Origin of the sequence: Halobacillus amylolyticus, assembly GCF_022921115.1 — a bacterium.
Classification (GTDB): Bacteria; Bacillota; Bacilli; order Bacillales; family Halobacillaceae; genus Halobacillus_A; species Halobacillus_A amylolyticus.
In genome coordinates, this window is record NZ_CP095075.1 from 733,504 (window position 1) to 756,420 (window position 22,917).

Genomic DNA, 22,917 nt, shown 5'->3' on the forward strand with positions numbered 1-22,917 from the left:
CACACCTCCTATGCCACTGAAAAGAACAAGATGTCGCTTGCTACTGCATAGTAGTAAAAGCGACATCTCGAATTCCATTCTATCTTACCCTATTATAGCATAGGCGGGCATTTGTTACGAGCCCAGCCATTGTCCTGGCTGTAAAGTAGGATCCATGTAATCGTTCGGATTTGTAGAGAACACTTGAATAATTTGTTTTTTGCCATCCCCTTGATCCAAGCACTTTACCTTGCAATTTTTATAGTTCTCATAAACAACTTTCCCGTCTTTATTTTCCTGTGGGAATATATCATGTTCACTTAAAGGGGTGTACAGAGTCATTGGATCACCTGCTCTTGGTTTCCTTTTTGATCATTAATAAGTTCATTAAGTTTAGCCATTGCTTGCTGAACTCCACCTACATCGTCAATTAAACCAATGTCAACAGCCTGTTGCCCGACAACGTTTGTTCCGATATCACGCGTTAAGTTACCTTTATCAAACATGAGTTCTTTAAAAGCCTCTTCCTCAATATTGGAATGACGAGTAACAAAATTTATGACCCGATCCTGCATTTTTTCCATGTATTCAAAGGTTTGCGGTACGCCTATGACTAAGCCATTCATTCTTATTGGATGAATGGTCATCGTTGCAGTTTCGGCAATGAACGAATAGTCTGATGCCACAGCAATAGGCACACCTATTGAATGGCCGCCTCCAAGCACGATCGAAACGGAAGGTTTGGACAACGATGCGATCATTTCTGAGATCGCAAGCCCTGCTTCGACGTCTCCACCTACCGTATTTAATAAAACAACCAACCCCTCAATCTTGGGGTTTTGTTCAATAGCAATTAATTGGGGAATAAGATGCTCATACTTGGTCGTTTTATTTTGCGACGGGAGCTGCACATGGCCTTCCACCTGTCCAATAATCGGAAGTACATGAATATTTGAATCTCCTGGCTGTGGAACATTGGATTGGCCAAGCTGTTGTATTTTATCTACTAGCGAGGATTTGGACTGATCATTCTCTTCTTGTTGTTCTTTCTCTTTCATGATTCATTTGCCCCTTTCACACTTTTTCTTAGTATGAGACAGAACAAGCGAGGACATACCAAGAAAAGAGGAAAGAAGCGGTTAGATATTACACGTATAAGTAAAGCGGTGTATGAAGAAAGGATTCAGGGTGTCGTCTTAAACTGAAACGACCTGTTTTAAGACAAAATAGTCCACCTCCTGCACTGTGGGGAATAAATTTAGTGGAATCTCAGGGAAAGCTTCGGTTCTCAAGAATGCTAAAGCACAACGAAAAAAGTTATTAGCTAACCTTCAGAAAGATTATAGTCAACATTCGAAATTCCTGTTAATATATAGTCAAAATCATTGGAGGAATAGCCCGATGGAAAACAAATCCGCATTACTATTTATTGGTGTCGGGGCATCGTTATGGGGTTTAATCAGTGTATTTGTAACGTATCTTTACAAAATGGGCTTTACCCCAACACAAGTTGTTACAATGCGTGTTCTATCCGCAACTTTATTTCTAATCATTTACGTCTTTTTTAAGAACCGTCAGCTTCTGAAGATTAAAATATCAGATAGTAAATACTTTGTAGGAACCGGAATCTTTAGTATTGTCCTTTTTAATTGGTGTTTGTTCAGTGCAATTGAAGAAACATCAATTTCCATTGCATCCATTCTTCTTTATACGGCACCTGCCTTTGTTACTCTTTTTTCAAGACTCATATTTAAAGAATCACTAACAACACGAAAAATTACAGCTTTAGTTATAACGTTTGTTGGTTGCTCTTTTGTTATTGGTATATTACCAAAAACAAATGGATCGATATCTTTATATGGGTTAATCCTTGGTCTTGGTTCAGGATTCTTCTACGCGCTTTATAGTATATTTGGAAAGTTCGCACTCAGAAAGTATAACTCTTTGACCGTTATTGTCTATACCTTTTTGTTCGCAACTATTGCAATTACACCTTTCAGTGGGTTGTGGTCTGTCATACCTTTATTTTCAGATAATACAGTATGGATTTATATAATAGGTCTCGGCTTTCTCTCAACGATGCTACCATTCATCTTTTACACAAAAGGATTAAACACGGTAGAATCAAGTCAAGCATCTATAATTGCAACAATCGAACCAGTGGTTGCCTCTCTAGTAGGTTTTTTAATCTTCAAAGAAAAATTAGATTTGTGGCAGTATCTTGGTATAGTTATGGTGATTGCTGCCGTTATTATTGTTCAAGAATCAAAAAGGAGCTCTAACAGGAAATCATTGATATCCAATGCATCTTAGTCTAGATACAATATATCTGATTCAACCGCCTCCGTTTATACAATCCCTTACTGTTAATCTAATGCAATTACAATAATATATAATGCCCAGCAAGAAGCAAAAATAAGGAGCCTTCTTTATTTAAGAAGGCTCCTTATTTCCATTCTGTTTGAAGGAGTGAAAATATCAAAGCGTCGTGAGATTGATTATTCTGGTATAGATAACCCCTTAGCAGACCTTCTTCTGTAAATCCCAGTTTCCTCAGTAACAAAATAGACGGTTCGTTCTGAGGATAAGTAATAGCTCCCATCCTATACAATTCTAATTCATCAAAAGAATATTTTAACACTGCTTTTATTGCTTCAGATGTAAAACCTTTTTTCCAATGGGAAGGATGCAACTCAAAGCCAATCTCAGCCTTTTTACTCCATGTACTAAGGTTATTAAGACCTAGTGTACCAATAAAATCTTCTGTCTCCTTTATTACTATCCCCCATCTGATGCCACGTCTGTTCTCAAAAGTATTCTGGAAAGACTCTACGATTTGTGAAGCATCCTCAATACTTTTCAGACTCTCCATCCCATAATATCTTGCAACTTCATCTCGTGCCATTATTTCATAAAAACTCTTTATGTGTTCCTTACTTACTTGAACCAATTTTAGTCGTTCTGTTTCTAATTCAGGAAACTTCAATTACTTTGTCCTCCCCAAAACTTTTTCGAATGCCACTTCAACGGAACTAAGTCTGGTTTTTCACTTTTCATTTTCAATATTATATTTCTTCATTAGCTCTTGAGCTTGTTTAATACCATCCTCAGTTAAATGAACAGATTTAGAACGTTTGCTTCCAACAATATATTTATTCTCGTTCAATTCGTTCAATGATTCAAAAGGATAACCTTTCCAACTCCTTTGACCTTCTCCTAAACCATAATCATCTGTAAATGAGGTTAAATACAATAGCAGCAATGTAAGTTCATCAATTTGATCTTTCATATTAATAGCTCCCTTATTTTTTACCACTCATCCTCAATGTTATATAGTGCCATTATACAAAAGTCTAATTGTTCAGTGCTATCTGAAAAAATTAGATTGTCGGCACCCGACTAGTTATGAGCGTTATTAGTATCACTTAAAGTTCAAAAAAGGAACTTCAATCAAAGTTCCCTCTGTTTAATTAATTTTTTATTTTCACCTTTTTTGGATAAGGCCAAAGCCAATACCCGTAGGATCAACTAAGTAAGCAAGGAAAAATTCATCAAACTCCATCTTATCTCTAACCACTACTGCTCCATTGTCTTCTGCTTTAAGCATGGCATCATCTAAGGAAACTACCTCTAATTGAATGCGTGTACCGTGAGGATAATCAGCAGGACCTTTACTTATTCCACCGTTTAAAGAAGTTGTAGTATCTTGGTTTGGAAAAACAGTTCTATAATCCCATTGAGGGTCAGAAATTCCCCACCCAAAAACTTCGGAATAAAATTTTGCTGCTTTATCCGGCTCTTGGCTATTTAGTTCAAATCCAACAACCTTCCCCATTTTTCATTTCACCTCTAATAAAATCTAAGATTATCCATTTTATATACTTCTCTATACTAAGTCGAACACCTTTTTATTTATTCGAGTAACCCACCAATTTTTTAATGGAATACAACACTTGCCCAGATTTTGTTTAAATCAAAGGTCTGTTTCTTCCCTCATTAAACATAAAAATTTTGGGATCAGAGAGTCATTTTGCCAACAAGTATTTATCACTTACATGTAATAGACGAACTGTTCCCTTAACCTTTTGAAATAACATATTGTTTTCCCCACCTTCTCAAATTGGTGAATGAAATTAAACAGTTAATCCAAGGGGTTTATAATAGCTAACACCTGATGATCTTCCCATTTTCCATTTATCTTAACATTTTTTTTAGCTATTCCTTCTTTATGAAAACCTGATTTCTCTAACACTCGAATTGATCCAATATTGTGAGGCATCACTCCTGCTTCAATTCTATGCAACTTAAGATTAACGAAACCATATCTTACAATCAATTGGACAGCTTCTGTAGTGTAACCTTTACCATTATGTAATCTATCTAAAAAATATCCAATAAAGGCACTTTGTAGCGACCCACGAACTACTTGAAATAGGGCTATCGTCCCCACTAGACAATCATTATCATTTTTAAATATCCCAAAGTTATAATCTTTATCTTCACTCCTATTGTTTTCAAACACTTGGATTCTTTCTTTCTGAGATTCAAATGTATAGAAGTCGTCATCACGCGCCATAGAAAACTTTTCGAAAAAATCTCGGTTATCTTTTTGTAATTTAAGCAACACCTCAGCATCTTCTGGAATAAGTTTTCTTACATAAATACTTTCTCCTTTAATGCTCATAACCCCCTATGTTTAAATTTCAAAAAAGAATAGGTATCTAGCAAAATATGCCTCTATTCAGACAGCAAAAAGCTACGATCTTACAAAGCAATCGCGACTCTACTCTTGAAAATCATAGCCCACTATCTCTTCTACTTTCTCTTTTACGTAATCCTTTATTGATAATAATTCATGCGCCTCAAAAGGCTCGTTATATTTGTGGTTTTGATAATGACTTATGACTTTTCGAATAATGATCTTGTATTCATTTGGTAAATGGGAAAGCCCCCATTCACCACCTTCTAGTTTGGAAGAGATCTCATGTTCTTTAAAATAACGATAAACTCTAAGTAAATTTAACGTACAGTAAACAGGATCCTGTTCAATGTTTTGTAAACAGCTTTGGAAATCACCCAGTATAGAAGATATATAGTGTTCACGAGGGATTCGGGGAAATACGTCGATAATCGGATTTCCTAATAAACAAATTCCTCTGTAATTTGTGATGGTAATATGAGCGGCTAAATCCTTATCCTTCCTATCACCATCATATAAATAAACTTCTGCTCCAGTTTGTGATTGATTCTCAAAGTAACTTCTCCAAAATTCACTAAAGTGAAAGTCAAAATGGCTAGGATGCTGCCACTCTCTCAGTTGCTTCTTATTCAAAAAACTTATTTCAATCGGAAAAGGTTGATTCGAGCACTTCAAAAGTAACTTTTTCAACTTCAAGGCGTCCTCATTTGCCAATGGAACTTTTGTTACTCCTAAAAGGTCGATATCACTGTTTGCAGGGTTAAATCCTCCCATAGCCAACGAGCCATGCAGATATAACCCAATTAAGTTATCAACTAAGATATATTTTATTTCATCCATCAAAGAATGGACAAATTCATATGTAGCCGGTTGGCATGTGTCCAAATGATCACTCATTAACTAAACTCCTCTATTGATTAGCTTGTTATTATTTAGCCACATCCTCTTTGTTACATGAAAGCACCCCGATTGCTAAGATGAACAACTAAGGATTTCGATTAGTTCATCAAGGACTTCATTTTATTTAATGACCACTCAATAGTTGTAGTGCAAATACTGATTCCTCTTTTGACTCTGCTTTCTATAAAAGGTCTAGTAAGGATATACGACAGTATGCAAGAAACAAGCACATAAATAACTATTGATACGGTGGATACACTCGATGAGATAAGCGTGCTGCTGATTATGTCAACATCATAAAGACTCCACCAGCTTCGCGGATCAACAAATCCAGATGAACTACAAAATAATACGATAAAAACCAATACAAAGTACGAATATAACCTCATATTTGATCAACACCTCCTCCCGTTTAATACATTATTCACTTCTGTTTTCATCCTAAAAATCCCTTCTTTTAATTAAAAATGATCCCATTATTTAGAAAGCTCGTTGGATTTTATATTTATAAAAACCGTTCCACCCCTGGATACTTTTCACCCAAGCCTGTTATTTCGAATCCAGATCCATAATTCCAATAAGACTTTACTGCGTCTGAAGGAAATTAAAGCCTTTTCCCTAAGTGATCCGTTCTCAGACCCTCAGCGAGCCACGGAACCCTCTGGCACCATAGTAAGAGGACGCACCGTTGTGATACACGAAGACGTGCCCGAAGCGATAATCGCAAAAAAGGGCACCGCCGAGTTCTCTAATATCAGAGGGGGTTTGCACCCAACTTGACGTTTTCTTATCGAGGTTTTCATGTTTCTGCAACGCGCGATATTGTTCTTCCGTTAAAAGTTCAACACCCATGGCAGTTGCCATATCAATAGCGTTATTATCCGGTTTATGCTTTTTCCTTGACTCCAGCGCTTCACGGTCGTAACAAACACTTCTGCGACCTTTAGGACTTTCCGCTGAACAATCATAAAAAATGTATTCGCCCTTGTTTTTATCATAATCAACAACATCTGGTTCACCGCCAGTTCTCTCCATTTCATTAAGCGACCACAGCTTTTCAATATTATCATCCAGCTTTGCTTGGACTTTAGCCCATTCAAGGCCTTTATGGCGGTTCATGTTTTTCTCAAAACGGGCTTTCAATACTTTGAGTAATTCTTCACGTTGTTCTAGTGACAACTCCTTTTTATTGCTGATTTTACTTTTCTCTGTCATGTTAGTTAGTTTCCCCCTTATTGTTTTTACTCATAATGGTTTAAGTATATATAAATACTTGTTTTGTAATAAAGCGTTTACACAATAGTGTGAATTCAGTTTAAAATAAATTATGTGATTAAGTAAATCAATTCCTCATGAACATAAGAAAAGCGGAATAAAGATTTAAATACAAAAGCCAGCAGCCAATATCACAAGCTGCTGACTCCTTATTAAATCGAGTCCACCAATTGTTGAATCACTTTTCGCTCATCTGGAGTAAGCGGAACCAAAGGAAGCCTGACTCCACCTGTATCTAGCCCTTTCATTTGCAAAGCCGTTTTGATTGGTGTTGGAGAAGGAGCGCTGAACATCCCTTTTAAAACCGGAAGCAGTTTTCGGTGAAGCGCTGCAGCTTCCTTCGTTTTTCCTTCATCAAATAACTTAAGCATGTCACCCATTTCACGCCCGACGACATGTGCTGAAACTGAGACAATGCCATTCCCGCCAATTGCATAAATCGGTAATGTCATATTGTCATCTCCACTATAGAGTGAAAACGAGTCATCTGTACTTTCAATGATCTGAGCAGCTGCATCCAAGTCTCCTGTTGCTTCTTTCACGGAAACGATATTGTCTACTTCAGAGAGTTTAACAATGGTTTCCGCGTCCATCCGAACAGCTGTACGCCCGGGGACATTATATAGCATGACAGGTTTATTGACGGATTCGGCTATCGTCCTAAAATGTTCATAGAGTCCGCGTTGACTCGGCTTATTGTAATATGGGGCAACGAGCATAATGGCATTTACTCCAGCTTTCTCCGCCTTCTTTGAGAGCTCGATGGAAGCTTGCGTATTATTACTGCCGCTGCCTGCAATGACTGGAATTCTGCCGTTGACAACTTTGACCACATGTTCCCAAAGAGCCACTTTTTCTTCTGAAGTAAGTGTTGGTGATTCTCCTGTTGTTCCAGCCACAACTAACCCTTCTGTACCATGATCGATTAAATAATCCACCAAAGTCGATGTTTTATTTAGATCAATGTTTCCGTGGGTGTCAAAGGGTGTCACCATAGCTGTTAGTACTTTACCAAAATCCACGTCCTAAATCCCCTTTCATTGTTCCATATTCAATTGAAAGATATCATGCAGGGCATTGACAGCTTCAATTAAATCTTCTTCTTTTATCAGTACCCAAATCGTCGTATGTGAATCCGCGGATTGCAGAATTTGCACACCACGTTCAATTAACGTCTGAACGATTTCAGCTGTAACCCCAGGAACCCCTGTGATACCAGCTCCGACGGTCGATACTTTCGCACAACCTTCTTTCACTTCTGGTTTATAGCCAAGATTGTTTAGAATGTCGACTGCTCTTTCGGTAAACATTCCATCAATCGTATAAATCACTCCACTCGGCGAAATATTAATAAAATCTACCGAAATGTTTGCCTCAGCCATCGATTTAAATACTTCCGATTGCAGCCTTGATGGATCTTCTTTTGATTGAACCTTAATTTGAGTGATCCCGGACATGTGGGCAATTCCTGTCACGAGGCGATCGGGAAGGTCGTTACCTGCCTCTCCTTCTTTCGATGCCGCCACAAGTGTTCCAGGTAAATCTGAATAGGTGGATCGTACACGAATCGGTACTTTTGCGTGCATCGCAATTTCAACCGCACGCGGGTGAATAACCTTTGCACCTTGATAGGCTAGATTACAAATTTCATTATATGTTACCACGTGAAGAGCACGTGCCGATTCTACCAACCTTGGGTCTGCCGTCATAATTCCTTCGACATCCGTAAAAATATCAATGTAATCCGCATTGAGCGCGGCACCGAGCGCAGCCGCACTCGTATCACTGCCCCCACGGCCAATTGTCGTCGTATCCCCTACCTCTGTTTTTCCCTGGAAGCCAGCGACAACCACGACATCGCTCTTTTCAAGCTCCGCTAAAATCCTTGTAGGATCCATGCGTAAAATCTTCGCTCGTGTAAAATCATCCGTCGTTAAAAAACCGGCTTGGGCACCTGTTAAGGCGGCGGACGTGATCCCTTCTGAAGCAAGTTCATTTGAAAAGACTACAGATGATATTGTTTCACCGCATGACAATAGCATATCCTGCTCTCGTTCAGATACACTTGTATGAGGGAATTGAATCAAATCAAGTAATGTATCTGTTGCATAAGGATCACCTTTACGTCCCATCGCCGAGACCGCAACGACAACCTTGTATCCTTCTTCCCGTGCCTTTTTAATATGGGAAATGGCCCGTGATCTGCCTTCTTTATCACGGACCGATGTTCCTCCAAATTTTTGTACGAGTAATTTCAATGTAGACACCTCAACCTATTAGATTTACAGCCATTGATTGGCAACGACTCGTTCAGCGATCTGAACTGAATTCCAGGCAGCTCCTTTTAATAGATTATCAGAAACTACCCAAAGATGAAATCCATTCTCTTGGTCGAGATCTTTACGAATACGGCCTACAAATACATCTCGCTTTCCAGCCGAGCTTAATGGTGTAGGATAGACTTGAGTTGCCGGATCGTCTTCAAGTACTACACCTGGAGCCTTGCCAATGAGATCTTTCAGTTGTTGTACAGTAACGGCCTTCTCCTCTACCTCCACATACACACTTTCGGCATGGGAAGTAAATAACGGCAGGCGAACACACGTAGCTGAAATATGAAGAGCAGGCGTGTGCATGATTTTTTTCGTTTCATTAATCATTTTCATTTCTTCAAACGTGTAGCCATTCTCCTGAAATTTATCAATTTGCGGCAGTGCATTAAACGCGATCGGATAGTGTTTCTCATCACCTTTAACCGGTAGAATGCTAGCTTCCAAGTCTTCCCCATTTAAAAACGACTGTGATTGCTCACGAAGCTCTTCCGCTGCTTCATTGCCGGCACCGGAAACCGCTTGGTACGTTGAAACAATGACACGACGCATACCAAGATGCTGTTTAACTGGCTCTAGGGCAGCAACCATTTGAATCGTTGAACAGTTTGGATTAGCAATAATACCTTTGTGGTTCTTAATGTCGTTTTCATTGACTTCCGGTACGACTAGAGGTACATTCTCATCCATTCGGTAAGCACTCGTGTTATCGATTACAAGGGCGCCTCGTTTTACAGCTTCAGGAGCCAATTTTTTTGATACAGACCCCCCAGCAGAAAATAAGGCAATATCGATCTTTTCAAAGCTCTCAGGCGTTGCTTCTTCCACTGTATATTCCGTTCCTTTAAACATCAACTTTTTTCCAGCGGAACGACTTGAAGATAATAGTTTCAATTCATTTATTGGAAAATTTCTATCTTCCAGGGTTTCTAACATTTTTTGTCCTACAGCACCTGTTGCACCTACTACTGCAATATTGTATGTCGTTGCATGACTCATGATCATATCCCCTTTCTCTAATTAAACTTTGTGTATTTGCCTCGTTTATCGAGTCACTATTGTGTTATTTTATCACATTTCCTGTCACATCTGTTATCAAAAAGTGAATTACTCCGAGTATCTTTCAATCAGTAAAGGCTGAAGCTGCTTTCCAGAAATCGCCGCTTCGATTGTTTTTGGAATGAATGTCATATCGGCCACTAGTGAATTCGGCTTTTTATATGGGTGATCTTGCCCTAAGGGAACGAAATAAATATTTTTCGCAGCCATTAACTTCATAATGTTTACCCCATTCATCCCTAAAGCATCATTTGTAGAAATGGCAAGCACGACTGGGCTTTCATTCCTTAATGTTGCTTTTGCTGCCATTAACACAGGGGAATCCGTCAGGGCGTTGGCAAATTTACTTGTTGAGTTCCCTGTCATCGGTGCAATCACCATACAATCAAGCGGATTCTTTGGACCAAGAGGTTCGGCATCAGGGATGGTCATAATCGCTTCTTTTCCTGTAATCTTCTCAATTGTTTTCAAATGCTCTGCCGCTTCCCCGAATCTTGTATCCGTTTTTTGAACGGTATGGGATAAAATTGGAATCACATCTGCTCCAAGGTCCATAAGCTCCTGCAGCACAGGGAACACTTCATGATAGGTGCAATGGGAACCTGTTAAGCCAAATCCTATTTTTTTACCTTTCAAATTAACCATTAGTCATCCACCTTTCGATTACTTCTTAACAATTGCTGTGAAATCACATTTGCAATAATTCTTCCTGCTGTTTTTGGTGCAACAATCCCCGGCAACCCAGGAACTAATATCGATTTAATCCCTCTTTTTTCTGCATAGCGAAAATCTGTTCCGCCTGGTTTTGAAGCAATATCGAGGATTAACGCATGGGTCGGCAGCTTCTTGATAATTGAAGCATCCACCACAGAAGCAGGAACTGTATTGAGTACCAGATCAAACGTGAGGTCGTGTAATGGCAGCGTCTCTATATCAAGTGGGGTCATCCCCATCTCATAAGCCCTGGCAGCATCTTTTGACGAATGAACGGCTACCGTAACCTCTGCTCCTAATTGGTCAAAAGAACGTGCTAAACTCATTCCAACTCTTCCTAAACCTAATAGAAGTACGTGTGATCCATGAATGGTGAAATCTGTATGCTGGATTGCCATCATAATCGTGCCTTCTACTGTCGGTATCGAATTATATATCGCCACATCATCACGATTCATTAGCGGGATGAGCGACCTTTTTGACTTGTGAACAATTTGAGTAAGTGCCTCGTTTGTAATACCAGTAAATACCATACAATTTTCAGGGGTACGACTTAACCATTCTTCCTTTAATGGGATGGAGCGATTCGTAAAGACGCCATCTACACAGCCGTTTTCATCCGTTCCCGAAACAGGAAGAATGACAGCATCAAGCCTTTCTACCTGATCACTGTCAAATTCAAGTTCGGTCGCTTCTGTAAAACTCCCGTTTAATTGGTCAAATCCGGCTAAATAGACTTGCACACCCCACTCATTTAATCTTCGTATGATCTCAATTTGCCGGGCATCGCCCCCTATGACCGCTACATGATATCCTGTAAGCATGCCGGATGTCTCCTTTATAAGTGGTGTACTCTCCTTTTATCGTATGCAGAAAACCATTCTTAGTGATTTGCAAATTTTGCTCAAAAAAATAGCCGCAACATTGAGTTGCAGGCTTTTAGCGATGTTTCTTTAATAAAATTGTGTCTTCACCTATAATCGATATTTGCTTCCACTCAATCTCGATGCTATCGCGACTCTTGAATAACCCCTCATTCAAAATAATTAGCGACTGTATCAAACCGTCTGGGTCAACAATTAAATCCGCCTTACCGAGGATTCCAAGTTTCTTTCCTTCCTCAACATCAATCACTTCTTTCTGGGAAAGTTCTCTTAGTCGCAACGTTTATCATCCTCCTCTTTTTTCACTCATCAACTCGTTCAACGTACCAATTTTATAGTTTTTTTGAATAGCTGTAACCAATTCCCCAAGACCCGCCGCAGTAACTGCTGTAGGATGCAGTAAAATGGTGGCGCCATTATGCAGCTTGCTGGTGACACGATGGAGAAACACCTCTTCCGTTGGATTTTTCCAATCGATGGAGTCGACTGTCCAGAGGATTGTGTGCATATTCTGCTCACGTGCTGCTTCAACGGCAGCCATCGTAAAACTTCCTGAAGGCGGAGCAAACCATTCAATATCCTGATCAATTAAACTTGACAAAATACTGTTCGCTTTTTCTAGATTTGCTGAGGCTTCAGCTTTTGACATCTGGGCAAAGTCTTTATGGTTATAACCATGACTACCAATCAGATGCCCTTCCTCTTCAATCATTTGAATAAGGTCCTTATGCTTAGCAGCAAAGGCACCATCGATAAAAAAGTTGGCCTTAACATGGTGATTCGATAACGTTTCAATCATATCAGGGATATATTCAGCCCCCAGGAAACATTAATCAGCAAGGAGACCATCTCTTTATCAGGGTGGCCGCGGTAAATCGGAGATGCTTCCAAATCATCTAAAGAAACTTTTGGTGGTATCTGATCGAAAACGAGCTTATCTTCATCAAACTTGCCGTCTTTTTTCATTTTTTTATAAGATTCATCTACATTTACTTTCCTGCCATTCATCCCAGGTGTTTTCTTCCATACCGGATCAATTTGTGCATTCTCAGGTTTTACATAGTAGTCCTCCTGCTTACTTTTAATAAGTTTGTATAAGTCATTTGATGAAGAGACGGGGTCGCTTCGATCTAAAGTTTGAAATGTGACATAGCATGTACAGAAGAGTAGTACGGCAGCTAAGATTTTTATGTATCCATTCATAAGTAATTCACCCCTATTAAGAATGATATGCTTAATAAAGGCCATTTAGACTTTTAGAGGTTGTTCAAAAAGTCACCAAATGATTAGAGGCGAATCTCTTCGTTGGCTTGCTTTTCCACCATTCACGTATCAATAAGCAGCAGCGGAACTTCTACTAAAACCGTGCACAGTCCTGTGCACGGTTTTAGTAGAAGTCAGCACGTCCAGTGCAAGTCCGTTCCTGGGAAAAGAAGGAAACTTTTCTTTCCTTCGTGCGATGCCAATTCGGGGAAAATTTCCTTGATGCTTAAAGCTACGCTGCCTCGACCCTCTTTCTTCTAATTTGGAAACTTTTTGAACACTCACTTTTAAGCAAAAAAAAGAGACTGGCAAGCCAGTTTCTTTTTTACTCATTTGCTTCTTGTGCTTTCTTTTCGTCAACAAGGATCGCTTTACGAGAAAGATTAATTCTTCCCTGCTTATCGATCTCCTTGACTTTTACTTTAATTGTATCTCCTAGAGAAACAACATCCTCAACTTTTCCAATTCGCTCTTCAGCTAGTTCAGAAATGTGCACAAGACCTTCTTTCCCTTTGAACAACTCAACAAATGCGCCAAACTTCTCGATTCGTTTTACTGTTCCATCGTAAATCTCGCCTGCTTCCACTTCTCTGACAATATCTTCAATGATTTTCATGGCTACTTTGTTCATTTCAGCATCCGTAGAAGAAACAAATACGGTACCGTCTTGTTCGATATCAATTTTTACGCCGGTGTCATCAATGATTTGATTAATTTGTTTTCCGCTTGGACCAATCACATCGCGGATCTTATCAGGATTAATCTTCATCGTCATAATTTTAGGAGCATATTGGGAGAGTTCACCTCTCGTTTCTGAAATTGTCGCAAGCATTGACTTCAGGATTTCTTTACGTCCCTTTTTCGCTTGTGCCAGCGCCTCTTCCAAGATTTCGCGAGATAACCCATCAATTTTAATATCCATTTGAAGCGCGGTTACACCTTTTTCCGTACCTGCTACTTTAAAGTCCATGTCACCAAGGTGATCTTCCATGCCTTGAATATCTGTAAGGATACTGTAATCATCGCCAGATTTGACAAGGCCCATCGCAATACCGGCTACAGGAGCTTTAATCGGTACACCTGCGTCCATCATAGCTAATGTACTTGCGCAAATACTTGCCTGGGAAGTCGATCCATTTGATTCAAGAACTTCTGACACAAGACGCATCGTATAAGGAAATTCTTTTTCAGAAGGAATGACTACTTCAAGTGCGCGCTCACCTAAAGCACCGTGACCAATTTCTCGGCGACCCGGACCACGTATCGGTCCTGTTTCCCCTACAGAAAACTTAGGGAAGTTATAATGGTGCATAAACCGTTTTGATTCTTCCAGATCCAATCCGTCCAGAATCTGGACATCACCTAAAGCACCTAATGTACAAATGCTTAGAGCTTGGGTTTGTCCTCTTGTAAAGAGCCCGGAACCGTGTGTACGAGGTAGTACACCTACTCTGGAGGATAATGGACGAATTTCATCAACGCCACGTCCATCTGGGCGGATTTTGTCTTTGGTAATTAGACGGCGAACTTCTGCTTTTACAATGTCTTCCAAAATCGATTTGACTTGCTTAATCGTATCTTCATCTGCTTCCATTTCTTCATAGTCTGCAACAATAGCCTTTTGGGCTTCGGCAATGGCCACTTCTCGTGCTTTTTTCTCTTCTGTTTTAATCGCAGCAACGATGGAGTCAGTTGCTTCAGCTTCGACTTTATCTTTTAAGTCCTGATCATGATCGAACAGCTGCACGTCCATTTTTTCTTTTCCAACGGCTGCAATGAGCTCCTCCTGGAAGGCCACTAAACGTTTAATCTCTTCATGACCAAACATGATGGCTTCAAGCATGTCCTCTTCGGATACTTCATTTGCTCCTGCTTCGACCATGTTAATCGCATCTTTTGTTCCGGCAACGGTTAAGTCGATATCACTATTTTCTTGCTGCTTGGTCGTTGGATTAATGATCAGTTCACCATCAACTCTTCCAATAATCACACCGGCAATCGGACCGCCAAATGGAATATCAGATATTCCCAAAGCAATAGAGGATCCAAGCATCGCAGCCATTTCTGATGAACAATCCTGATCAACACTCATGACTGTACTAATCACTTGTACATCATTTCGGTAACCATCAGGAAACATAGGGCGTATCGGGCGGTCAATTAATCGGGAAGCCAATACAGCCTTATCACTTGGGCGCCCCTCGCGCTTAATAAAACCTCCTGGGATTTTACCGACCGCATATAATCGCTCTTCATAATTAACGGTGAGCGGGAAAAATGGTAAGTCCTTTGGCTCTTTGGAACCTGTTGCGGTTGAAAGAACCGATGTATCACCATAGCTGATCATAGCGGCTCCACTAGCCTGTTTAGCTAATTCTCCTACTTCAACAGAGAATGTGCGACCTGCTACGTCAATCGAAAACACTTGTTTTTCTTCTGCCATAAAGCACTTTACTCCTCTCAAAAAACAAAAATTGTAGAAATAGGGCCTATCTTAAAGTTTACACCCTTCTGTATGTAAACATACAGAAAAAGCGGGAATAACTCCCGCTTTTTCTTCATACATTAGCGACGTAAGCCGAGACTCTTAATTAACTCACGGTAACGTGTAATGTCTTTATTACGTAGGTAGTTAAGCAAGTTACGGCGTTTACCTACCATTTTAAGCAATCCACGACGAGAATGGTGATCCTGCTTATGTGCACGCAGGTGTTCGTTCAGGCTCGTGATTTGTTCAGTAAGTACAGCAATTTGTACTTCTGCAGAACCTGTGTCGTTATCATGAGTTTTGTACTCATTGATTAGTTCATTTTTACGTTCTTGTGTGATAGCCATTATAGCTACACCTCCTAAAAATTTTCAGATTCCCTTTCCCCGAGCGGACGTCGGAGTTACGTGCCGCCAAGCGAAGGTTCCATATTAAAGCGTACAGTTTTTGCGTCTAAAATGCAAGGAGAAACTGCTTTTACCGGTTAAAAAAGCGACGGATTTCCGCTTCATCCTTCTCAAGCTGTGCAACAATCTGGTCAATACCTTTGAATTTTTGCTCAGCTCGGATATATTTATGAAAATATACTGTGAGCTCAGTCCCATATAAATCCTGATCGAAGTCAAAAAGATATACCTCTAGCATTGGCACTGCACTGTTTTCTTGAAAGGTTGGCTTGACACCAAGGTTTGCCATCCCATAAAATTGTTCACCCTGATAGGCAGCTTCAACTGCATAAACACCGGACTTCGGTAAGTAATATTCCTTCATGTTTGCCATATTAGCTGTTGGATAACCAATTGTTCGCCCACGCTTATCGCCTGAAACGACGGTTCCCCTGACATTGAATGTTCGTCCAAGCAGTTCACTAACCTCTATGACCTCTCCATCATCCAAAAGCTTACGAATTCTTGTTGAGCTCACTTTTGAGCTTTCCTGCTCCACTTTTTCAACAACGGTATAGGTTAACCGCCCCTGGGCATGTTCAGGAAGTGTCTCCATGGAACCTTTTCCTTTATGACCATAACTGAAATCAAATCCTGCAACAACATGCTTAATGTTTAAACCAATGAAAAAATCATCGACAAACTGTTGTGGGGATAAAGCAGCTAATGACTGATCAAATCGTACAACAAATAAGTAATCAACTTCCATCGTTTCTAAAATATCTTGCTTCTCAGACAAGGGAGTAATGTACCTCGCATGCTGAACAGCTTTATTTAAAACGACAGAGGGATGGGGATCAAATGTCATAACTGCACTGGCTAAACCAAGTTGATCTGCTTTGTTTTGAGCGGTCGTAATTACTTCTTGATGCCCTTTATGCACACCATCAAAGAATCCCACAGCAACAGCGCTCGGGTTAAGGTCAAAAGAAAAATCCGAATCTGATGCAGATAATTCAATTGTCTTCATATCACTCACCTGCTTTACTAAAAAAAATTTAAAGTATATGTTCAAAAGTTGCCAAATGAGAAGGTTGACTAAGGGCGCTACAACACGCGAGCGACGTCGACACTAGCACGTCCTGTGCGTCGCAAGAAGGTCGAGGCAGCGTAGTTTTGAGCACCAAGGAAATCTTCCCCGAATTGGCTTCGCACGAAGGAAAAGGGTCCTTCTTTTCCAAGGAACGGACTTGCACAGGACGTGCACGGTTTTAGTAGAAGTTCCACTGCTGCCTAATAATACGTGAGTAGCGAGGCCACTTCAGAGAATGTCCTTCTTCGCTGCCTTGCCCCGAGGAATTTACTTCTTTGAATAGGCTCGTAGACACAAGGGCACACACTCTTCAAAAGCAAGCCAACGAAGAGATTCGCCGCTCATTTGGTGACTTTTTGAACAACCTCTTAAAATACGCGGATGGGCTTTATTTTATTTGGTTTCGTTGGGTGAACCTGGTACATGGCTATCACTTCATGATTACAAATGACGCTAAATTCAGGTGCTGTTACTTCCTTTGGCTTTGGCAGTACTTGTCCATGCAGAATAGCCTGCTTATCCTGTTCAGAAACTTGAAAGGAAGACATATGTTCGAGACCTTTAGACAGAGGTAAAAGCAATTCTTCTTGCCGCTCCAGGTCAACATAATGCTGGACTTGTTCAAAGGTAAGGCAATCTTTTTTCCTAATCGCACCTGTTTGAGTGCGGATAAGTGCTGACATATGGGCCGGAAACCCAAGCTCCCTGCCAATATCCACACAAAGTGTTCGAATATATGTACCCTTGGAACAAACGACCCGGATCGGAACCGACTGCCGTTCGTCTTTTACTGGGAATGGTCTGTCAAGAAGCTCTATCGTTTTTATGGTTACTTTTCGTTCAGGCCTATCTACTTCTATGCCTTCCCGTGCATATTGGTATAAACGTTTTCCCTTAACCTTTACTGCTGAATACATCGGCGGGACTTGTGTAATCTCTCCAATGAAAGATTTTAGAACGGACTGGATTTCACTGGCAGGAATTTCATCAACAACGGGCTTCTGGTCAACAACATCTCCAGAGGCATCTTCCGTTTCCGTTGACGAACCTAACGTAATTACTGCTTCATAAACCTTCTCTGTATCTGTTAAAAAAGGGACGATTTTTGTTGCCTTGCCGACACAAAGCGGCAAGACCCCTTCAACATCTGGGTCCAGGGTTCCCGTATGACCGATCTTTCGAGTCTTTAACATGCCCCGTGCTTTGCTCACACAGTCATGTGATGTGTACCCTTTTTCCTTCCATAATGGGAGAATACCATGCATGAATTCCACCCCACAAACTTTATTATTGTACATAGAGAATCCGTGCATCCAAAGCACGGATTCCCCTGTTGTTCACCTCTAGGGCGAAAGCAGACCTTTTTATCTTCATAAGGCGCTTTTACCTTTGTACTTAGCTGTCCGTATCGTTCAGATCCTTAAGAATCGTTTCAATGCGATTTCCACGTTCGATCGCTTCATCAAATTCAAACATGATCTCTGGAGTCTTACGTAAACGGATCCTTTGACCAATTTCCGAGCGAATGAATCCTTTCGCTTTAGCTAAGCCAACAAGTGTATCATGTTTTTGCTTGTCGTCCCCAAGCACTGAAATGAAGATCTTGGCTTGTTGAAGATCACCGGTTACTTTTACTTCCGTAACGGTAACAAAGCCTACTCTGGGATCCTTAATCTTCTTGCTGATGATATCGCTCATTTCTTTCTTCATCTGCTCACCGACACGGTTTGCACGTAAATCATTCATTCTACCTTCACCTCTTCGAAACTAAAACGTCTACAACCATTCTTGGACTGTTTCTGTTCGTTCTAATTCAGGAAATGAGTCAACGAAAGCTAAAGCCTGCTGGATTGTCTGTTCAGCAATCACTTTACTGCTTGAAATCGTAACAATTCCGATACATGTGCGCTGCCACAGGTTTTGATGGTCAAGCTCACTGACAGCTACATTGAATTCATTCTTCAGCCTCGTTTGTACTCTTTTAATAACAGAACGCTTTTCTTTTAAGGACTGGGCTTCATAGATTATCGCTTCCACCTCAGCACTTAAAATCATTTACGTTCAATTTCCTGCATAACATAAGGCTCAATCATGTCGCCAACTTTCAAATCGTTAAAGTTCTTTATGGTCACTCCACATTCGTACCCTTGTGCTACTTCTTTGGCATCATCTTTATAGCGCTTAAGGGCATCTACTTCTCCTTCATAAATAACTACACCATCACGGATAACACGGATCCCTGAATTACGGGTAATCTTGCCATCTGTAACGTAAGAACCGGCGATGGTACCAATTTTAGAAACTTTGAAGATTTCGCGGACCTCCACTTGACCAATGATTTTTTCTTCATATTCTGGGTCAAGCATCCCTTTCATAGCCGCTTCAATTTCTTCCATGACTTTATAGATGATGTTGTGCAGACGAATTTCAACATCTTCAGATTCTGCTGCTTTTCTAGCATTTCCATCTGGGCGAACGTTAAACCCGATAACAATTGCATTTGAAGCCGAAGCAAGCGAAATATCAGATTCTGTAATCGCTCCTACACCGGTATGAATGATTTTCACCTTCACACCTTCCACTTCAATCTTCTGAAGTGAACCTGCCAGCGCCTCAAGAGATCCTTGCACATCTGCTTTCAAAATTAAATTGATGTCTTTAATGTTTCCGTGTTTGATTTGTTCAAATAGATCATCAAGGCTTACCTTAGCGGTAGAACTGCGGTCTGCTTCAATTTGTTTCTGCTGACGTGCTTCACCAATCGAACGTGCCTTCTTTTCATCTTTAAAAGCAAGGAAACGGTCGCCAGCTTGTGGAACATGATTTAATCCAGTAATTTCAACTGGAGTAGAAGGGCCGGCTGTTTTTACTCTTCTGCCAATTTCGTTCACCATTGCCCGAACACGCCCGAATGTGTTGCCCACAACCACAGCGTCACTGACATTCAGTGTACCATTTTGTACAAGAAGCGTGGCTACAGGGCCGCGTCCTTTATCAAGCTCTGCTTCAACGACTGTACCGGAGGCCAGGCGATCAGGATTTGCTTTAAATTCTTCCATCTCAGAAACGAGAATAATCATTTCAAGCAATTCATCTATCCCTTTCCCTTCAACTGCGGACATTTTAACGAAAATGGTATCTCCGCCAAAGTCTTCAGAAATTAGCTCATATTCCATTAATTCCTGCATGACTCGATCAGGGTTTGCCCCTTCTTTATCCATCTTATTAACAGCTACAATAATTGGTACCTCGGCCGCTTTTGCGTGGTTAATTGCTTCCCGTGTTTGCGGCATAACTCCATCATCTGCAGCTACGACTAAGATGGCGATATCAGTTATTTGGGCTCCACGTGAACGCATGCTCGTAAAAGCAGCGTGACCTGGTGTATCTAGAAACGTGATTTTCTTTCCGTTTTCCTCAACTTGATAGGCCCCAATATGCTGAGTGATCCCGCCAGCTTCGCCTTCCGTTACTTTTGTATCACGAATCGAATCAAGCAACGTCGTTTTTCCGTGGTCAACGTGGCCCATGATGGTAACAACCGCTGGACGCTCTTGCAAGTCTTCTTCTGCATCCTCGGAAATCATGTTTTCAATGTCCGTTTCATCTACAACGACTTCTTCCTCAACTTCCACACCAAATTCTGCACAGATTAATTCTATAGAATCACTGTCAAGATCCTGATTTTTTGTAGCCATCACACCTAAGCCCATCAATTTTTTGATAATCTCTGAAGACTCTTTGCTTAATTTTTCAGCAAGTTCTCCGACTGTCAATGAACCTAAGTAAGTAATTTTCTCTGGTGTTTGCTTCTTCTTAGGTTGCGGTTTTTGATTTTGCTGTGGCCTTTGCTGCTTATTATGCTGCGGACGACGATTCTTTTTCTGGTTTTGATTATTTTTTTGTGCCTGATTTTGTTGCGGCTTTTGATTACTTTTTCCTTTGGCAGCAGGCTTGTTTTCTTTCTTTGCGCCCTTTCCAAAGGCCTGGTCAAGTTTGCCTTTTACATCATCCTCAACCATAGACATGTGGTTAGAAACTTCTACTTTCATGTCCTTTAATTTATCAATCACTTGTTTACTGGATAGTTCATTTTCTTTTGCATATTCATATACGCGCATTTTACTCATTCTTTCACCCCCGAATAGATTCATCGAGTAGCGATTGCAACTTTTTCGCAAATCCTTGGTCAAGAACTGCGATCGCGACTCTCCCTGACTTCCCCATGGCTTGTGAAAGGGTTTCTCGATCATCCACCACATAGCAGGGTATATGATAAGAGCTACATTTATCTGTAAGCTTCTTCATCGTTTGTTTTCCTGTATCATTTGCAACAAGGACCAACTTGGCACGTCCACGTTGAATGTCTTTAACAATATGTTCCTCACCGAGCGTAACCTTGCCTGCCCGGAGTGCTAGCCCAATTATATTTAAATAAGAGCCTGACATTAATGGCTAGCTCCTACAATTGTTTTTAATTCTTCATAAATTGTTGCATCCACTTTGGTGTTTAAGTGACGGTTCAGCACCTGCTGCTTCTCTGCTTGCTCAATAACCTCAAAGCTTTTAGAAATGTAGGCGCCTCTTCCATTCTTTTTGCCCGTTTGATCAACGAATACCTCTCCATCTTTGTTACGCACAACTCGAATGAGCTGTTTCTTTGGCTTCATTTCTTGCGTAACCACACATTTCCTTAATGGAATCTTTCTAGATTGGGCCATAGCTTTTGCCCCCTTATTCTTCAGTTAATTCATCAGCCTCTTCATCTTCTGAAGCTGATTCTTCTGTAATCACACCTTGTTCAAGTGCTTCACTTTCGCTCTTAATATCAATCTTCCAGCCTGTTAGCTTGGCTGCAAGTCGTGCGTTTTGTCCTCTTTTTCCAATTGCAAGCGATAGTTGATAATCGGGAACAATGACAGTTGTAGCCTTTTCTTCTTCATCAACGAGGACTTCAACCACTTTAGAAGGACTAAGTGCATTTGACACATACTCGATAGGATCCTCTGACCATTGAACAATATCGATTTTTTCGCCTTTTAACTCATTCACAATCGCTTGGACCCGCTGGCCACGCTGGCCGACACACGACCCAACTGGATCTATTTCTGGATCATCAGCATAAACTGAGATTTTTGAACGATCTCCTGCTTCACGAGCAACTGACCTCACTTCAACTGTGCCGTCATAAATCTCAGGCACTTCCATTTCAAATAAACGCTTGAGCAGACCCGGGTGTGTCCTTGACACATAAATATGTGGTCCTTTATTACTATTCTCTACCTTTGTAACAAAAACTTTTAAGCGGTCATGCACTTGATAAGATTCAGTAGGCATCTGCTCGCCTTCAGGTAGTCTTGCTTCAATTTTCCCTAGATTTACATAAACAAATCTTGGATCTTTACGCTGGATAATTCCTGTCATCACATCTTCTTCACGGTCAACATACTCTCCGTAAATAATCCCGCGTTCTGCTTCTCGAACACGCTGTGTGACGACCTGCTTTGCAGCTTGGGCAGCAATTCTGCCAAAGTCCATTGGCGTCACTTCTACCTCGATGACATCGTCTATATCATAGTTAGGATCTATTTCCTTGGCTTCTTCTAAAGAAATCTCCTGCTGAGGATCCATAGACTCTTCAACAATCGTCTTTCTCGCAAAAACCTTCATACTGCCTTCGTTTTCATTAATATCTACACGAACGTTTGTAGCTGAATTGAAATTCTTCTTATAAGCTGAAATTAACGCTGCATCAAGCGCTTCCAACAACAAATTTTTGTCAATGCCCTTTTCCTTCTCTAAATAATTCATGGCATCAAAAAGTTCACTACTCAACAGTTTTCTCCC

Annotated in this window: 27 protein-coding genes; 1 reads left to right on the forward strand and 26 read right to left on the reverse strand. The window is 40.6% G+C overall.

Annotation, left to right across the window (positions count from 1 at the left end; genetic code table 11):
- Nucleotides 1-114 precede the first annotated feature (114 nt).
- Nucleotides 115-321, reverse strand: a complete 207-nt coding sequence (locus MUO15_RS03875; protein WP_245033599.1) for a YlzJ-like family protein — start codon at nucleotides 319-321, stop codon at nucleotides 115-117.
- Nucleotides 318-1,037: a ClpP family protease gene (locus MUO15_RS03880; RefSeq protein ID WP_245033601.1), complete on the reverse strand. Its 720-nt coding sequence runs from the start codon at nucleotides 1,035-1,037 to the stop codon at nucleotides 318-320. The genes MUO15_RS03875 and MUO15_RS03880 overlap by 4 nt, the downstream gene beginning before the upstream one ends.
- A 343-nt stretch (nucleotides 1,038-1,380) precedes the next feature.
- Here MUO15_RS03880 and MUO15_RS03885 point away from each other — a divergent pair, with 343 nt between their 5' ends.
- Nucleotides 1,381-2,292 (forward strand): DMT family transporter, encoded by a 912-nt coding sequence (locus MUO15_RS03885; RefSeq protein WP_245033603.1) that lies wholly within the window; start codon nucleotides 1,381-1,383, stop codon nucleotides 2,290-2,292.
- 133 nt (nucleotides 2,293-2,425) lie between these two features.
- Here the strand turns inward: MUO15_RS03885 and MUO15_RS03890 are convergent, their stop codons facing one another.
- From MUO15_RS03890 to nusA, 24 genes are all read right to left on the reverse strand, one after another.
- On the reverse strand, nucleotides 2,426-2,965 hold the full coding sequence (locus tag MUO15_RS03890) for a GNAT family N-acetyltransferase (protein WP_245033605.1): 540 nt from the start codon (nucleotides 2,963-2,965) through the stop codon (nucleotides 2,426-2,428).
- Nucleotides 2,966-3,025: 60 nt separating this feature from the next.
- The gene (locus MUO15_RS03895) at nucleotides 3,026-3,268 is read right to left on the reverse strand and encodes a DUF6429 family protein (RefSeq protein ID WP_245033607.1); all 243 of its coding nucleotides are present in this window, start codon (nucleotides 3,266-3,268) and stop codon (nucleotides 3,026-3,028) included.
- A 195-nt stretch (nucleotides 3,269-3,463) separates the two neighbouring features.
- Nucleotides 3,464-3,814, reverse strand: a complete 351-nt coding sequence (locus tag MUO15_RS03900) for a VOC family protein (protein ID WP_245033609.1) — start codon at nucleotides 3,812-3,814, stop codon at nucleotides 3,464-3,466.
- A gap of 306 nt (nucleotides 3,815-4,120) precedes the next feature.
- Nucleotides 4,121-4,663, reverse strand: a complete 543-nt coding sequence (locus MUO15_RS03905) for a GNAT family N-acetyltransferase (RefSeq protein WP_245033612.1) — start codon at nucleotides 4,661-4,663, stop codon at nucleotides 4,121-4,123.
- A gap of 99 nt (nucleotides 4,664-4,762) precedes the next feature.
- On the reverse strand, nucleotides 4,763-5,575 hold the full coding sequence (locus tag MUO15_RS03910) for an aminoglycoside adenylyltransferase domain-containing protein (protein ID WP_245033615.1): 813 nt from the start codon (nucleotides 5,573-5,575) through the stop codon (nucleotides 4,763-4,765).
- Between the two features lie 636 nt (nucleotides 5,576-6,211).
- Nucleotides 6,212-6,793: a DUF4256 domain-containing protein gene (locus MUO15_RS03915; protein WP_245033617.1), complete on the reverse strand. Its 582-nt coding sequence runs from the start codon at nucleotides 6,791-6,793 to the stop codon at nucleotides 6,212-6,214.
- A 212-nt stretch (nucleotides 6,794-7,005) separates the two neighbouring features.
- Nucleotides 7,006-7,875, reverse strand: a complete 870-nt coding sequence (gene dapA / locus MUO15_RS03920; RefSeq protein ID WP_256464164.1) for a 4-hydroxy-tetrahydrodipicolinate synthase — start codon at nucleotides 7,873-7,875, stop codon at nucleotides 7,006-7,008.
- 15 nt (nucleotides 7,876-7,890) lie between these two features.
- Entirely contained in the window at nucleotides 7,891-9,111 is a 1,221-nt protein-coding gene (gene dapG, locus MUO15_RS03925) for an aspartate kinase (RefSeq protein ID WP_245033619.1), read from the reverse strand.
- 24 nt (nucleotides 9,112-9,135) lie between these two features.
- Nucleotides 9,136-10,182 carry an aspartate-semialdehyde dehydrogenase gene (gene asd, locus MUO15_RS03930; RefSeq protein WP_245033621.1) on the reverse strand — a complete coding sequence of 349 codons (1,047 nt, stop codon included), beginning with the start codon at nucleotides 10,180-10,182 and terminating at the stop codon, nucleotides 9,136-9,138.
- Nucleotides 10,183-10,290: 108 nt separating this feature from the next.
- The gene (locus MUO15_RS03935; RefSeq protein ID WP_245033623.1) at nucleotides 10,291-10,887 is read right to left on the reverse strand and encodes a dipicolinate synthase subunit B; all 597 of its coding nucleotides are present in this window, start codon (nucleotides 10,885-10,887) and stop codon (nucleotides 10,291-10,293) included.
- Nucleotides 10,887-11,780 carry a dipicolinic acid synthetase subunit A gene (gene dpaA / locus MUO15_RS03940; protein WP_245033625.1) on the reverse strand — a complete coding sequence of 298 codons (894 nt, stop codon included), beginning with the start codon at nucleotides 11,778-11,780 and terminating at the stop codon, nucleotides 10,887-10,889. The genes MUO15_RS03935 and dpaA overlap by 1 nt, the downstream gene beginning before the upstream one ends.
- A gap of 115 nt (nucleotides 11,781-11,895) precedes the next feature.
- Entirely contained in the window at nucleotides 11,896-12,120 is a 225-nt protein-coding gene (locus MUO15_RS03945) for a YlmC/YmxH family sporulation protein (protein ID WP_245033627.1), read from the reverse strand.
- Between the two features lie 6 nt (nucleotides 12,121-12,126).
- Nucleotides 12,127-12,639, reverse strand: coding sequence for a polysaccharide deacetylase family protein (locus MUO15_RS03950; RefSeq protein WP_245033629.1), 513 nt, complete (start codon nucleotides 12,637-12,639; stop codon nucleotides 12,127-12,129).
- Nucleotides 12,636-13,043 (reverse strand): hypothetical protein, encoded by a 408-nt coding sequence (locus MUO15_RS03955; protein ID WP_245033631.1) that lies wholly within the window; start codon nucleotides 13,041-13,043, stop codon nucleotides 12,636-12,638. Before MUO15_RS03955 ends, MUO15_RS03950 begins: the two co-directional genes overlap by 4 nt.
- Before the next feature lie 385 nt (nucleotides 13,044-13,428).
- Nucleotides 13,429-15,546, reverse strand: coding sequence for a polyribonucleotide nucleotidyltransferase (pnp, locus tag MUO15_RS03960; protein ID WP_245033633.1), 2,118 nt, complete (start codon nucleotides 15,544-15,546; stop codon nucleotides 13,429-13,431).
- A gap of 122 nt (nucleotides 15,547-15,668) precedes the next feature.
- Nucleotides 15,669-15,938: a 30S ribosomal protein S15 gene (gene rpsO, locus MUO15_RS03965; RefSeq protein WP_245033635.1), complete on the reverse strand. Its 270-nt coding sequence runs from the start codon at nucleotides 15,936-15,938 to the stop codon at nucleotides 15,669-15,671.
- A 130-nt stretch (nucleotides 15,939-16,068) separates the two neighbouring features.
- On the reverse strand, nucleotides 16,069-17,007 hold the full coding sequence (locus MUO15_RS03970; RefSeq protein ID WP_245033637.1) for a bifunctional riboflavin kinase/FAD synthetase: 939 nt from the start codon (nucleotides 17,005-17,007) through the stop codon (nucleotides 16,069-16,071).
- Between the two features lie 431 nt (nucleotides 17,008-17,438).
- Complete coding sequence (gene truB, locus MUO15_RS03975; RefSeq protein ID WP_245033639.1) at nucleotides 17,439-18,335, reverse strand: tRNA pseudouridine(55) synthase TruB; 897 nt, start codon at nucleotides 18,333-18,335, stop codon at nucleotides 17,439-17,441.
- A gap of 130 nt (nucleotides 18,336-18,465) precedes the next feature.
- Nucleotides 18,466-18,816 (reverse strand): 30S ribosome-binding factor RbfA, encoded by a 351-nt coding sequence (gene rbfA, locus MUO15_RS03980; RefSeq protein ID WP_245033641.1) that lies wholly within the window; start codon nucleotides 18,814-18,816, stop codon nucleotides 18,466-18,468.
- Nucleotides 18,817-18,846: 30 nt separating this feature from the next.
- The gene (locus MUO15_RS03985) at nucleotides 18,847-19,125 is read right to left on the reverse strand and encodes a DUF503 domain-containing protein (RefSeq protein WP_245033643.1); all 279 of its coding nucleotides are present in this window, start codon (nucleotides 19,123-19,125) and stop codon (nucleotides 18,847-18,849) included.
- Nucleotides 19,122-21,200: a translation initiation factor IF-2 gene (gene infB / locus MUO15_RS03990; RefSeq protein WP_245033645.1), complete on the reverse strand. Its 2,079-nt coding sequence runs from the start codon at nucleotides 21,198-21,200 to the stop codon at nucleotides 19,122-19,124. Before infB ends, MUO15_RS03985 begins: the two co-directional genes overlap by 4 nt.
- Before the next feature lie 4 nt (nucleotides 21,201-21,204).
- Nucleotides 21,205-21,519 (reverse strand): YlxQ family RNA-binding protein, encoded by a 315-nt coding sequence (locus MUO15_RS03995; protein ID WP_245033647.1) that lies wholly within the window; start codon nucleotides 21,517-21,519, stop codon nucleotides 21,205-21,207.
- Nucleotides 21,519-21,791, reverse strand: coding sequence for an RNase P modulator RnpM (gene rnpM, locus MUO15_RS04000; protein WP_245033649.1), 273 nt, complete (start codon nucleotides 21,789-21,791; stop codon nucleotides 21,519-21,521). Before rnpM ends, MUO15_RS03995 begins: the two co-directional genes overlap by 1 nt.
- Before the next feature lie 13 nt (nucleotides 21,792-21,804).
- Nucleotides 21,805-22,905: a transcription termination factor NusA gene (gene nusA / locus MUO15_RS04005; protein ID WP_245033651.1), complete on the reverse strand. Its 1,101-nt coding sequence runs from the start codon at nucleotides 22,903-22,905 to the stop codon at nucleotides 21,805-21,807.
- Nucleotides 22,906-22,917 lie beyond the last annotated feature (12 nt).